General features: G+C 57.2%; 15 protein-coding genes. 11 read left to right on the forward strand and 4 right to left on the reverse strand.

Going from position 1 to position 12,283, the window contains the following annotated elements:
• Nucleotides 1-98: 98 nt before the first annotated feature.
• Together ACR0DT_RS05010 and ACR0DT_RS05015 are read left to right on the forward strand one after the other, a co-directional pair.
• On the forward strand, nt 99-788 hold the full coding sequence (locus ACR0DT_RS05010) for a glutathione binding-like protein (protein ID WP_480709703.1): 690 nt from the start codon (nt 99-101) through the stop codon (nt 786-788).
• A 171-nt stretch (nt 789-959) separates the two neighbouring features.
• Nucleotides 960-1,826, forward strand: a complete 867-nt coding sequence (locus tag ACR0DT_RS05015) for an alpha/beta fold hydrolase (RefSeq protein WP_480709704.1) — start codon at nt 960-962, stop codon at nt 1,824-1,826.
• A gap of 45 nt (nt 1,827-1,871) precedes the next feature.
• On the opposite strand, the gene ACR0DT_RS05020 is transcribed toward ACR0DT_RS05015, so the two are convergent.
• On the reverse strand, nt 1,872-2,102 hold the full coding sequence (locus tag ACR0DT_RS05020; protein WP_480709705.1) for a hypothetical protein: 231 nt from the start codon (nt 2,100-2,102) through the stop codon (nt 1,872-1,874).
• Nucleotides 2,103-2,381: 279 nt separating this feature from the next.
• Here ACR0DT_RS05020 and ACR0DT_RS05025 point away from each other — a divergent pair, with 279 nt between their 5' ends.
• Nucleotides 2,382-2,915 carry an extensin-like domain-containing protein gene (locus ACR0DT_RS05025; protein ID WP_480709706.1) on the forward strand — a complete coding sequence of 178 codons (534 nt, stop codon included), beginning with the start codon at nt 2,382-2,384 and terminating at the stop codon, nt 2,913-2,915.
• A 4-nt stretch (nt 2,916-2,919) separates the two neighbouring features.
• Here ACR0DT_RS05025 and ACR0DT_RS05030 read toward each other — a convergent pair whose 3' ends face one another.
• A complete protein-coding gene (locus ACR0DT_RS05030) occupies nt 2,920-3,291 on the reverse strand; it encodes an OB-fold nucleic acid binding domain-containing protein (RefSeq protein ID WP_480709707.1) in 372 nt (123 codons plus the stop codon).
• A 127-nt stretch (nt 3,292-3,418) separates the two neighbouring features.
• On the opposite strand from ACR0DT_RS05030, the gene ACR0DT_RS05035 reads away from it, so the two are divergent.
• Both ACR0DT_RS05035 and ACR0DT_RS05040 read left to right on the forward strand, forming a co-directional pair.
• On the forward strand, nt 3,419-3,742 hold the full coding sequence (locus ACR0DT_RS05035) for a 2Fe-2S iron-sulfur cluster-binding protein (RefSeq protein ID WP_170759256.1): 324 nt from the start codon (nt 3,419-3,421) through the stop codon (nt 3,740-3,742).
• Nucleotides 3,742-4,488, forward strand: coding sequence for an FG-GAP repeat domain-containing protein (locus ACR0DT_RS05040; RefSeq protein ID WP_480709708.1), 747 nt, complete (start codon nt 3,742-3,744; stop codon nt 4,486-4,488). The genes ACR0DT_RS05035 and ACR0DT_RS05040 overlap by 1 nt, the downstream gene beginning before the upstream one ends.
• A 92-nt stretch (nt 4,489-4,580) precedes the next feature.
• On the opposite strand, the gene purD is transcribed toward ACR0DT_RS05040, so the two are convergent.
• A complete protein-coding gene (gene purD / locus ACR0DT_RS05045; RefSeq protein ID WP_480709709.1) occupies nt 4,581-5,843 on the reverse strand; it encodes a phosphoribosylamine--glycine ligase in 1,263 nt (420 codons plus the stop codon).
• A gap of 75 nt (nt 5,844-5,918) precedes the next feature.
• Between purD and xseA the strand changes: the two genes are divergently transcribed.
• Complete coding sequence (gene xseA, locus ACR0DT_RS05050; protein WP_480709710.1) at nt 5,919-7,412, forward strand: exodeoxyribonuclease VII large subunit; 1,494 nt, start codon at nt 5,919-5,921, stop codon at nt 7,410-7,412.
• A gap of 7 nt (nt 7,413-7,419) precedes the next feature.
• Here the strand turns inward: xseA and ACR0DT_RS05055 are convergent, their stop codons facing one another.
• A complete protein-coding gene (locus ACR0DT_RS05055; protein ID WP_480709711.1) occupies nt 7,420-7,815 on the reverse strand; it encodes a hypothetical protein in 396 nt (131 codons plus the stop codon).
• Between the two features lie 127 nt (nt 7,816-7,942).
• Between ACR0DT_RS05055 and ACR0DT_RS05060 the strand changes: the two genes are divergently transcribed.
• The 5 genes from ACR0DT_RS05060 (at nt 7,943) to ACR0DT_RS05080 (ending at nt 12,225) form a co-directional block, all read left to right on the forward strand.
• Nucleotides 7,943-8,581 carry a lysoplasmalogenase gene (locus ACR0DT_RS05060; RefSeq protein WP_480709712.1) on the forward strand — a complete coding sequence of 213 codons (639 nt, stop codon included), beginning with the start codon at nt 7,943-7,945 and terminating at the stop codon, nt 8,579-8,581.
• A 58-nt stretch (nt 8,582-8,639) separates the two neighbouring features.
• Nucleotides 8,640-9,803 carry a signal recognition particle-docking protein FtsY gene (gene ftsY / locus ACR0DT_RS05065; protein WP_480709713.1) on the forward strand — a complete coding sequence of 388 codons (1,164 nt, stop codon included), beginning with the start codon at nt 8,640-8,642 and terminating at the stop codon, nt 9,801-9,803.
• 88 nt (nt 9,804-9,891) lie between these two features.
• Nucleotides 9,892-10,794 (forward strand): EamA family transporter, encoded by a 903-nt coding sequence (locus ACR0DT_RS05070; RefSeq protein ID WP_480709714.1) that lies wholly within the window; start codon nt 9,892-9,894, stop codon nt 10,792-10,794.
• Between the two features lie 16 nt (nt 10,795-10,810).
• Entirely contained in the window at nt 10,811-11,416 is a 606-nt protein-coding gene (locus ACR0DT_RS05075; protein ID WP_480709715.1) for an inner membrane-spanning protein YciB, read from the forward strand.
• 140 nt (nt 11,417-11,556) lie between these two features.
• Nucleotides 11,557-12,225 (forward strand): Crp/Fnr family transcriptional regulator, encoded by a 669-nt coding sequence (locus ACR0DT_RS05080; RefSeq protein WP_480709716.1) that lies wholly within the window; start codon nt 11,557-11,559, stop codon nt 12,223-12,225.
• Nucleotides 12,226-12,283: the final 58 nt, after the last annotated feature.

The following is a 12,283-nucleotide window of genomic DNA, read 5'->3' on the forward strand; positions in this document are numbered from 1 at the left end:
TAGCTCTGCTGCTCACGGCTTTTTGCCTCTGCCCGTCACAAAGGACCCTTGCCGTTTGGACAGAAAGCCTCATGATCCCTTCAACCCAAGGAGACGTCATGATCGACCTGTATTTCTGGCCCACCCCAAATGGTTGGAAAGCGTCCATCGCTTTGGAAGAGATGGAGCTGCCCTACACCACTCATCTGGTCAATATCGGCAAGGGGGACCAGTTCGACACCAAGTTCCTGAAGATTTCCCCCAACAACCGCATGCCCGCCATTGTCGACCCGGATGGCCCGGATGGCGCGCCAATCTCAGTGTTCGAAAGCGGCGCAATCCTGATGTATCTGGCACGTAAGACCGGGCGCTTTTACGGCAAATCCGAGCGTGACCGGATCGCGGTCGAAGAATGGCTGATGTGGCAGATGGGCGGCGTTGGCCCTATGGCCGGTCAGGCGCACCACTTCCTGAAATACGCGCCCTATATGGACCCGCCGCAAGACCTTCCCTACGCCCAAGACCGCTATCGCACCGAGGTCGGGCGTCTGTACGGCGTGCTGGATAGGCGGCTGGCTGAAAATGAATATGTTGCGGGTGACTTCTATTCCATTGCCGACATTTCCATCTGGGGCTGGGCCAGCCTATGGGAAGGCCAGCAGCAGGTGCTGGAGGATAAGCCCCACTTTGCCCGCTGGCTGGAAACGGTTAGCGCCCGACCCGGCGTCCAGGCCGGTCGCGCGCTACATGCCGAATTGCGTGGGGATAACCGGGATAGACTGGCACAAGAGACCTTGTTTAAGCGATAAGGCACGTTGATCCAGTGTCGGCTCTGAGCCCAAATTGACATCTACGTTTCATTATGCGCGCCTATAGTTATGGTAACTAAAAAGTGAAGACAGCTCGTGTCCTTGGATCAAGCCTATGCCAGCAGTCCAACGAACTCACGACCCAACGCTATTTCGATTTAGGGGAACAACTTGACCGAACATTTAACTCTCAGAGACGGTAGAACGCTCGCTTTCAGCACTTACGGCGACCCTAATGGTACACCTGTGATTTTTAGCCATGGGTTTTCCGACTCTCACGTAATTCGTCAACCCGACGACAGTTTAACCGCTTCGCTTGGAGTGCGATGGATTGCGGCAGATCAGCCCGGTGTCGGAGGGTCCAGTCCGAAGAAGGATCGGAAAATGGTCGATTGGGGCGCTGATATGGAAGATCTGGCTGACCATCTTGGCCTCGATACATTCAACGTAGCGGGCCATTCCGGGGGCGGCCCCCACGCTTTGGCCGTGGCCCTTCACATGCCTGAACGTGTACGCAAAGTCGCGCTCGCGTCTCCTGTGGCGCCATTCGATGAGCCCGGCGTTACCAAAATGTTGGTGTTGAAGGATTTGAAGACCATCGCGAAACTGCGCCACCTGACATTGTTGATCCGCTGGGCAGAGCGCATCGGAGCAAAAAACGCTTTGAAAGACATCCCTTCATATGTGGAGTCTGTCGTTGATCAATTGCCCAACGAAGCCAAAACAATCCTCCGCAATCCAGAGCAACAAGCTTTGTTTGAAGAGAACTTTCGCCTTGGCTACCAACAACACGAGGAAGGTGTTTTCGAAATGACGATGGCTCTTTGGGACTGGGGGTTTTCGCCAAAGGAAATCCAGCAGCCAGTGGAGATGTTTTATGGTACTGCGGACGACATTATTTCACCAGAATTGCCACGACACCTTTGCTCTGAGCTTGCTAACTGTACAACGCACGAGTGGTCGGGCGCAGGGCACTATGGGTTTGTGGATCGCGAACGGTGGACCGAGTTTGTAGGCGCGGTCGCCAGTCTGTCTTAAAAGTTAAAGGCAGTTCGTCCCGCATTGCAGACCTACCTTCCCCCCTCACCAAACATACTGCATGCCCGAGAATCCTTCGATCTCTTCCGCGACCACATGGGTCACCGAATGCGCCCGCAATATGCCGATTTGCGCAAGGACAATCGGGGCACGCAAGCGCAGAGCAATTTGTTCAAGTAAAGGGAAATCCCTGCTATACTCTGACTTTAAATAGGAAAAGGATATTGCAAAGCCCGGTCCGGTGCGCGCCTCGACAGAAGAATTGAGGCCGGTCATGATACAATCGATCGGACCTGAAAAGGAACGAGTTATTTTATGCGAGTATTGGCCTCTTTGTTTGTTTTTTGCGCAGGTATGGCGAGTGCCGCGCCGGATTGCGAGGAACCTGCGCAGGCTCAACCACACGAGCTTGTGGCGTATGACCCGTCCGCTGAACTGGATGTTCTTTTAGAGGAAGACGCTGCACCTCCCCTCCCTAAGCAAGAACTTACTGTATCTCCTAGACCGCGACTGCGGCCCTGTAAGTTCCGTCAAATCGAAGTCGGCCGCGAACGGATGCGAGAGCGCGGTGCGGTGTGTGGCGACTGGACTATTGTCGGCGAGGTCCGAAAGCCTTTTATAGGAAAGTACCGGGGATGCGGTGTTGCTGAACCGGTGAGAATCCACATGGTCGCTGATGTTTTCCTCAGCCAATTGGCACTGATGGATTGCGAGACCGCCATCACGCTCAAGACATGGTTGGAGAATACGGCCAAACCGGCCTTTGCCGATCAAGGTGGCGGTCTGAAAGGAATGCGTCTGGCTGGTCACTATGCATGTAAGACACAGAACAACCAACCGAACGCACGGATGTCGGAACATGCCCGGGGCCGCGCGATTGATATCTCATCCTTTATACTTATGGATGGTACTGTGATTACCGTACGCGACGGGTGGACAGCCGAAGATACAAGCGACGTAATGCACGAGCTTCATGCCGGCGCCTGCGGTCTGTTCGGCACGGTTTTGGGCCCCAATGCCGACCGCTATCACAAAGGGCATTTTCATTTTGACACGGCTCGCCGCAGTAGCGGACCCATTTGCCGCTAGCGGCCTAACCCTTCCCCTGCACCAGCACATCCAGCATGGGTGAGATATCCTCGATCTCTTCCGCGATCACATGGGTCACCGAATGCGCCCGCTGCATCCTACCCGTGACCCGCAACAACCGCCCCGAGATCACCGCGCGGCGGAATTGCTCGTAGATCTTGCGCCAGACCACCACGTTTACGATGCCGGTCTCATCCTCAAGTGTGACAAAGATCACCCCCTTGGCCGTCCCCGGCCTCTGCCGCAGGATCACCAGCCCGGCGACGGCAACGCGCGCACCCTCGGGCGGGTCGTCCAGCCGGTTGGCTGGCAAGCAGGTCGGCGGGCGCGGCCAGTTCCGATTTGAAACCGCAGGACGAACAGGGGCAACAAGCATGAGAACAAAAATAGAACAAATTGCATGAAAGTCCAGACACGGCGTGTTGAGTCGCAAATGGTACTGGAAAGACCTAAATGCCTTCACTAAGGAAGAATTCGACAATCGAAAGAGGAAGACGCACGCAATGGCAAAGATCACCTATGTCGAGCACGGCGGTACCGAACATACAGTCGAGGTCGCCAACGGACTGACCGTCATGGAAGGGGCCCGTGACAATAACATCCCCGGCATCGAGGCCGATTGCGGCGGCGCCTGCGCCTGCTCGACCTGCCATGTCTACATCCACCCCGACTGGGTCGAGAAAATCCCGGGCAAGGACGACATGGAAGAAGACATGCTGGACTTTGCCTATGAACCCGATCCAGCCCGCTCGCGGCTGACCTGCCAGATCAAAGTCACGGACGAGTTGGACGGCCTGGTGGTTCAGATGCCCGAAAAGCAGATCTAATGCTATTCCAAGCGCCGCGTCTGCCCACCCGCCTGTGGCGACGTGGGGCACGCGGCGCGCTGATGACATTGTGTATGTGGCCGACCGGAGAAGTTGCTGCGGTTGCTGAAACAATCACAAGCGCTCGCTTTACAGAACCCACCACACGCTATGCTCATGGGGTTTTGGGCGATAACATAGAGTATGGCGCACTGGAACTGACTGTTAACGGTGATGCGTTCACCATTCGACTGCCTTACAACAGAGTGTTTGAAGACCTAGCCCCAAGGCTAATAGACATAGACATGGACGGCGCATTCGAGGTCATCGTGGTTGAATCCCACAACCAAACAGGCGCTCAACTGGCGATCTATGACAGCAACCAAGAGAAAATCGCCGCCACACCACACATCGGCACCCGATTTCGCTGGCTGGCTCCGATTGGCGCCATTGATATGGATGGCGATGGTCATGTGGAAATCGCCTATATCGACCGGCCCCATCTGGCTAAGACCCTGCGTATCTGGCGTTTCAGCGATGGTGGCTTGACCGAGATTACCGCCCTGCCCGGCCTCACCAATCATCGTATCGGCGAAAACTTCATCACCGGCGGCGTCAGAGATTGCGGCACCGGTCCCGAGCTAATCGTCGTCAGTGCCGATTGGCAACAGATCGTCAGCGTCAGCTATGAAGAGGACTGGAAAACACAGGCGCTGTCTCCGTTCACCCGCACTGCGATGAAACAAACTCTGAACTGTTCAGATTAAACACAACTGCAGCCCGCGTCAGCGGGCCGCCCGGCCCAAGGCCTTTGGCGGTGCATTCTTGATGCAGCGTCAGGGCGCGGGAGCTTTTTGGATCACAGCGCCCGCCAACCGATATCGCGACGGCAAAACCCGTCAGACCAGTCGATGCCATCAACCGCCGCATAGGCCCGATCCCGCGCCTCCTGCAATGTGTCTCCACGCGCGGTGACATTAAGAACCCGACCGCCCGAGGCCACAATCTGCCCATCCGAAGCTTTGGTTCCGGCATGGAACACCATATTCCCACTATCCTCGGGCAACCCTTCAAGGCCGTTAATCAAACTCCCCTTTTCATAGGAGCCGGGATAACCATTTGCCGCCATCACCACGGTCAGGGCATGATCATCCGCCCAATTCACCCTTGCCTCGCCCAAGCGGCCCTCGGCCGCAGCATGCATCAGGTCCATTGCCTGTGCACCAAGACGCATCATCAGAACCTGACATTCAGGATCACCAAAGCGCACATTGTATTCCACCAGCCGAGGCTGACCGTCTTTGATCATCAGACCGGCATAGAGAACGCCCTGAAACGGCATGTCACGACGCTTCATTTCGGCCACCGTGGGCTTGATGATTTCTTCCATCGCGCGCTCTTCAACTTCGGCGCTCAGAACCGGTGCCGGAGAATAGGCCCCCATACCGCCGGTGTTCAGGCCGGTATCGCCCTCGCCGACGCGCTTGTGGTCCTGTGCAGTACCGACGGACAGGATGTTCTCACCATCACATAGCACGAACAAAGACGCCTCTTCACCATCCATGAACTCTTCGATGACCACCTCGGCCCCTGCCCCGCCAAACGCGCCACCGAACATATCGTCAATAGCGTCCAGCGCAGTTTGCTCATCCATTGCCACGATCACGCCTTTACCTGCGGCGAGCCCATCAGCCTTTACCACAATCGGCGCGCCCTGTTCGCGAACATAGGTCTTGGCTGGTTCTGCCTCGGTGAACCGCGCATAGGCCGCAGTTGGTGCCCCCGACGCATCGCAAATTTCCTTGGTAAAGCTTTTCGACGCTTCCAACTGCGCTGCTGCGGCTGATGGTCCGAATACCAGCACACCTGCCTCTCGCAAACGATCCGCTACGCCTGCGGCCAAGGGCGCCTCGGGGCCGACAATCACAAAATCAATCGCGTTTTCCTCGGCAAAGCTGACGACCTCCCCACCGTTTTCAATATCCAGCGCGGCACAATCCGCAATCTGCGCAATTCCTGCATTACCCGGTGCCACGATCAGACGGTCACATTTGGGGTTCTGCATCACCGCCCAGGCCAGGCTGTGTTCCCGCCCACCACTGCCGAGAATAAGGATATTCATGAATGCTCTCCGATCTGCTTGGCCTCGCCTTGCGGGCGTTCTAAGCTGGCCGGGCATTTGACACAAGGCGCTGAAATGTCCGACCTGCTTGACGACCCAATTCCCGGCCAAAACACCCCTGAATACACCGTCTCGGACATCTCGGGCGAGGTGAAACGCACGCTCGAAGGCACGTTTGGCCGAATCCGTGTGCGTGGTGAGGTCGGACGTGTGTTCAAAGCGCGCTCGGGGCATCTGTATTACGACATCAAGGATGACCGAAACGTGCTCGCCTGCACCACGTGGAAAGGTCAGATCTCGGGCTTGTCCGTCGTGCCTGAAGAAGGGCTTGAGGTTGTCGTCACCGGACGTCTGACCGCGTTTGGCGCGCAGTCGAAATACAACCTGAACGTCGATGAAGTCGCTGTTGCCGGGCAAGGCGCGCTGATGGCGTTGCTGGAAAAACGCAAGAAACAGCTTGAGGCCGAGGGGCTGTTTGCCCCTGAACGTAAGAAACCCTTGCCTTACTTGCCGCAGGTTATCGGAGTTGTGACTTCACCTTCAGGTGCGGTCATCCGGGACATTCTACACCGCCTGCGGGATCGGTTCCCGCGTAAAGTTCTAATATGGCCGGTCGCCGTGCAGGGATCAAATTGCGCCGCCGAGGTTGCGAATGCGATCAACGGCTTTAACCAGCTTACTCCCGGCGGCGCGCTGCCTCGCCCTGACTTGATCATTGTCGCCCGGGGTGGCGGTTCGATCGAAGATCTGTGGGGCTTTAACGAGGAAATCGTCGCACGCGCCGCTGCTGGGTCAGATATCCCACTGATTTCCGCCGTGGGGCACGAGACGGACACGACGCTGATCGACTATGTCTCGGACCGTCGTGCGCCCACCCCCACTGCCGCCGCTGAACTAGCCGTGCCCGTGCGGATGGAGTTGTTGGCTTGGACCGGGGAACAAGGCGCGCGTCTATCCCGCGCCGCAACCGATGCGGTCCAACGGCGTTCGCAGCGCCTGCGCGATCTGTCTCGAGCGCTGCCCCGTCCGGACAGCTTGTTGAACACTCCGCGGCAAAGCCTTGATTTGATTGCAGATCGCCTGACCCCGGCGCTAGAACGCGGCGTTCAAAATCGCCACCTTCAAGTGGTGAAACTCTCTGCCCATTTGCGCCCCTCAACGCTGCGCAACCTTGTTTCAAGCCGACAGGAAGCGGTGCGGAACCTGTCCTCGCGCCTGTCCTTGCGCCCTATCCAGCGCGAGATCGAGGTGCAGCGACAGACCATTGCGCGCCTTTCTGATCGCATGAACGTCGCCCAGACAACACGCCTGGACCGAGCGCGGCAACAGTTGGACGCCACCGACCGCCTGCGCGAAACGCTCAGCTACAAAGCCACATTACAACGTGGATACGCTGTGGTCCGCGCCGAGGACCAGGTTGTCACGACGAAAGCGCAGGCTGAAAAGCTTAGTTCACTCCAAATCGAATTCGCCGATGGCGTATTGACCACTGGTCAAATGGCAACTCAACGGCCAGCCTCGAAAAAACCGCCCAAAAAAGATGCGCCAGATCAGGGTTCTTTATTCTGAACTGGCCTCAGACACCTACATCCGGCCCATGACAGATCATCTCTTCGTCGACATCCTCGGCTTCGTAGAGTTCTGTTTCCTCAGGATCACCGTTGAATTGGGCGATCAGGCCGCCCCCTGAACGGGTGAACACCCAGCATTGCGGGTCCAACCGGTCTTCGTAGATGAAACAGATCTGGCCGTCCTGTTCGTACCAGACGCCATGCTTGCAATCGCCGTCCAGAAACGACCAGATGACACGGCGATTAGGCAAGTATCTTTCGACGCCATAAACCTGCCCCTGAAATCCGTAGAACAGGGTTTTTCCCTGCGTGTAATCATCGAAATCAGCCCCCGACAACGCCGATTGCGCTGACGCCAAAGACGCGGGCAGCAAAAGAAGAATCGCAAGATACCTGAGCATGATCGCATTGTGTCAGAAGGCCTTGCGCAGTGCCAATCACCAATTCCCCAAAACCGCCTGCCTCTACGTCACCGATTGAGGAGAATCAACAACCCGTCACAAGCTAAGGAAAACACGAGGGATTTACATGCCGACTGTACTCTTGTGGCTCGCAGCCGCCTGTGCCTTGGCCTATCTGCCGTTGTCACCGCGCCCAGCCAGCGCCTTGCGAACAGTGCTAAAGACGGCCTCCGTCGCCTTGCTGGCCGTCATCGCCTTGTTGGGTGCAAGCCCGCTCTTATTGGTCGTCGCTTTGTTGCTGTGCGCCATCGGCGACGCGCTGTTGTCGCGAGAGACGGACGGCACCTTTATGGTCGGCATTGGTGCTTTCGCCGCAGGTCATCTGACCTATATCACTCTGTTTCTGACCGACCCTTCAAGCAATCTAGCCCTGATTTTCAACCGGCCCGGGTATTTCTGGTCACTCATCATTCTTGGCATTGTTGCCGCTACCCTACTGACTCCAAGAGCCGGAGATCTCAAAGGGCCCGTGCTGGGTTATATCCCGATCATTCTGGGAATGGGTATTACCGTTCTGTCCCTTCCGGAATCCGGGACACTGCGCTGGGCCCTACCGGCGGCCTTGGCTTTCATTGCATCGGACCTGATCCTAGCGACCGAAAAGTTTCTGCTGCCCCCAGATCACCCTACCCTAAGGATCACCCCCTATCTGGTCTGGCCGCTTTATTGGGGCGCGCAAGCCGGTTTGCTGGTCGCGTTCCTCTGACCCTTTGCAACTGTCGCAAATCCGCATTAGGTGAGGGGAACATCTGCGGAGACCAAAAATGGCGTTTTTCTCAAAGCTCAAGGACAAGCTGTTCAAATCCTCGTCCCGTCTCGAACAGGGGCTTGAGGCCATCGTCGAAGATGGTGGCGAGGAAACGGCCGCCCCCGATCCGATCATCCCCGAGCCCGAGCCGCAGCCCGAACCTGCGCCGGAAGTTCCGCAACCGGTTCCCGAAGTGCCTGAGCCTACGCCAGCACCGCAACCTGTCGAAGTACCTGAGCCCGCGCCTGTTGATCCGACACCTGCGCCCCCGCCGCCCGAGGCGCCCCCCTCCAAAGGTGTGCTGGGTCGGCTGTTCGGCCGCAGCGAGGCTAAAACCGCCGTACGCCGCACCTTGGACGACGACATGCTGGAACAGCTCGAAGAGCTGCTGATCGCATCAGACATGGGCGTCGACACCGCCCTGCGCGTCACCGCGAACATGGCCGAGGGACGTTATGGCCGAAAGCTCTCGACGCAGGAAATCAAACAGCTTTTAGCGCAGGAAGTGGCCCGCGTTATGGAGCCAGTCGCCAAACCCCTACCCATCTACTCCAAACGCCCGCAAGTGGTGCTGGTCGTTGGCGTGAACGGATCTGGCAAGACCACAACAATCGGCAAACTGGCCAGCCAGTTCAAAGCCGCAGGCAAAAAGGTCGTGATCGCTGCCGGCGACACCTTCCGCGCAGCCGCGGTCGAACAGTTGCAAGTCTGGGGCGAACGCGCGGGCGTTCCCGTCCTGACCGCCCCCGAAGGGTCCGATCCGGCCAGCCTTGCCTTCGACGCCCTGACCAAGGCGCAAGAGGACGGCGCCGATTTGCTGATGATCGACACCGCCGGTCGCCTGCAGAACCGAGCGGACCTGATGGAAGAACTGGCCAAGATCGTTCGCGTCATCCGCAAGAAAGACGAAACCGCGCCCCACAATACCTTGCTGGTGCTGGACGCTACCACCGGTCAAAATGCGCTGAGCCAGGTGGAAACCTTCCGCAATCTGGCGGATGTCTCGGGCTTGGTGATGACGAAACTTGACGGTACCGCCAAGGGCGGCGTCCTGGTCGCGCTGGCCGACAAGTTCGGCTTGCCCATCCACGCCATCGGTGTCGGCGAGCAGATCGACGACCTCGCCCCCTTCGACCCCGAAGAATTCGCCGCCGCGCTCACCGGTCTGGATCAATCCTGATCCACAGCTTCATCTGGCCCCCAATATCCTCCGGGGGTCTGGGGGTGGAAAACCCCCATCCTCTCCCTCCAGCGAAAAGACCTGATATTTGAGCGACTGGCTGATCTCCTTAGAAGGCACTGAAGCAGGCCACCAACTCGCCCTTGGCCTCGCTTTGATGGCCGCTTTCCTGCACGCAGTGTTCGGCGCCCTGCAAAAAGGCCGTCACGATCCGTGGCTGTCGCGTGGGGCCATCGACGCCAGCTATTGCCTGATGGCCGCGCCATTCGCCTTTTTCGTTGTGCCGTGGCCCGAACCCTATATGTGGCCAATCTTTGCTACCGTCTGGCTGATCCATGTCGCCTACAAGGTCTTGCAGGCGATGGCCTATACCAAGGGCTCCTACACCGTCGTCTACCCGGTTGTCCGTGGCACCGGCCCCCTGTTCACCGTCATCGGTGCCTATCTGTTGTTCGGTGAAACATTTACTGGCACCCAATGGTTTGGTGTGGGCGTCCTGCTGGCCGGTATCTTCGGATTGGCCGCTTACAATCTTCGATTCCTCGAAACCAATCGCGAAACGCTGAGTATTGCGCTGGTCTTGGCCGTCGCGACCGGTTTGTTCGTAGCGCTCTATACTACCTACGACGCCTATGGCATTCGCGCTACTGCTGATCCATTCACCTTTCTGGCCTGGTTCTTCATGATCGACGGCGCGACCATGCCGTTTTATGCGTTTCTCAGATGGCGTGCCATGATCAACCGCCCGGCCATTGGCCCTTTGATGCTGCGTGGCCTTGCAGGTGGCATAATCGCCCCCATGTCTTTCGGAGCCATCATGCTGGCCACAAGGCTCGACAAGGTCGGCGAAGCAGCCGTTTTGCGTGAAACCTCAACCGTCTTTGCAGCGCTGATCGGATGGCTGGTTCTGAAAGAAACAGTGGGGCCAAGACGGATTGCGCTGATGGCATTGATTGCATTGGGCGCCGTAATAGTTGAAATGGGCGGGTAAGCAGCAGGAAACCGTTATGACAGGCAAAAAAGAGATCAACCCGTTTCTGAAACAGGTGCTGGAGCTTGGGCCCCCGTTGGCCTTCTTCTTCATCTACCTGCGCCTGCGCGATGACAGCTTCCTAATAGGTGGCATCGAATATTCCGGCTTTATTGTCGCCACCATCCTTTTCGTACCGCTGATGCTGGCCGCGATGGGTGTTCTTTGGTATCTGACCGGTAAGCTCAGCCGAATTCAGATATTCACCGCATTCATGGTCATCTTCTTTGGTGGTCTGACCGCCTGGTTCAATGATGAGCGGTTCTTCAAAATGAAAACCACGTTGGTCTATGGCTTCTTTTCAATCATGCTGGGCATTGGTCTGCTGCAGGGCAAATCCTACCTCGCGTATGTTCTGGATGAGATGCTGCCGATGCGCCACGAAGGCTGGATGATCCTGACCCGGCGGCTGTGTGGTTGCTTCGCAGTGCTAGCCGCAGCCAACGAATTTGTCTGGCGGACAATGTCCACCGACCTTTGGGTCAAGATTGAAACCTTTGCTTTTCCCATCGCGCTGATGGTGTTTCTGATGCTCCAGTTCAATCTCCTGCAAGGCTACATGGATGACCCTGACCACCAATAGATGAGCCGGACAAGAAGGCCCTCGCCTCATGCGTTTGCACTGGATTGTCGGTTAAGACCGACAAAAACCTTGGCTTAACGCCGAAGCTGTGGAAGGTTGTGTCACCACCAAACCACTCACAGCCGGAGAATCTGGAACTCATGACAGCTTTCCCAGACAGCGGCTTCCTGTCCGAGGCATCCGATGGGCTGAAGGCCATGCTTTCCGCCCAGGCGACTGAAATCACATTGAATCGCGGCGATGTCCTGTTTGAACAAGGCGACGAAGGCGACGCATTGTATGCGATCCTTGAAGGCACACTTGAGGTGTCATTTCTTGCCATGAGCGGTCGAAAATTATCGCTAACCCTGATGCGCCCTGGAGAAGTGTTTGGAGAGATCGCCCTATTCGACAGCGGCCCCCGAACCGCCACCATCGCCGCAGCAGAACCCTCGCGCGTTCTGCGTGTCCGGCAAGGTGATGTGATGGAGCAAATTCGCCAGCATCCCGATCTGGCGGTCGACCTGATCCGGCTGGCTGGTCTGCGTATGCGGTGGATGGGATCGCAACTGAACGAACAGGTGTTCCTGCCTATGCCGATCCGGCTGGCTCGAAAGCTGCTACATTTGTCCGGCCTTCAAGATGACCCGTCGACACGAATTACGCTGTCGCAAAGCGAACTAGCCGAATTTGTGGGTGCCACCCGTGAAGCTGTGTCAAAGACAATCTCGACCTGGAAACGCGACAACGTGGTAGAAGCGTCGCGCGGTGGTTTGATGATTCAAGATTTCCAGGCCTTGCGCGAATTGGCGGAGTCGGACCTGATCTGACCCCCTGTGACCTGCTTCACAGACCTTTTACCGCGCAAAGCCTAGTCTCAATTTGTTA

It is taken from the genome of Ruegeria sp. BI11 (assembly GCF_056538005.1).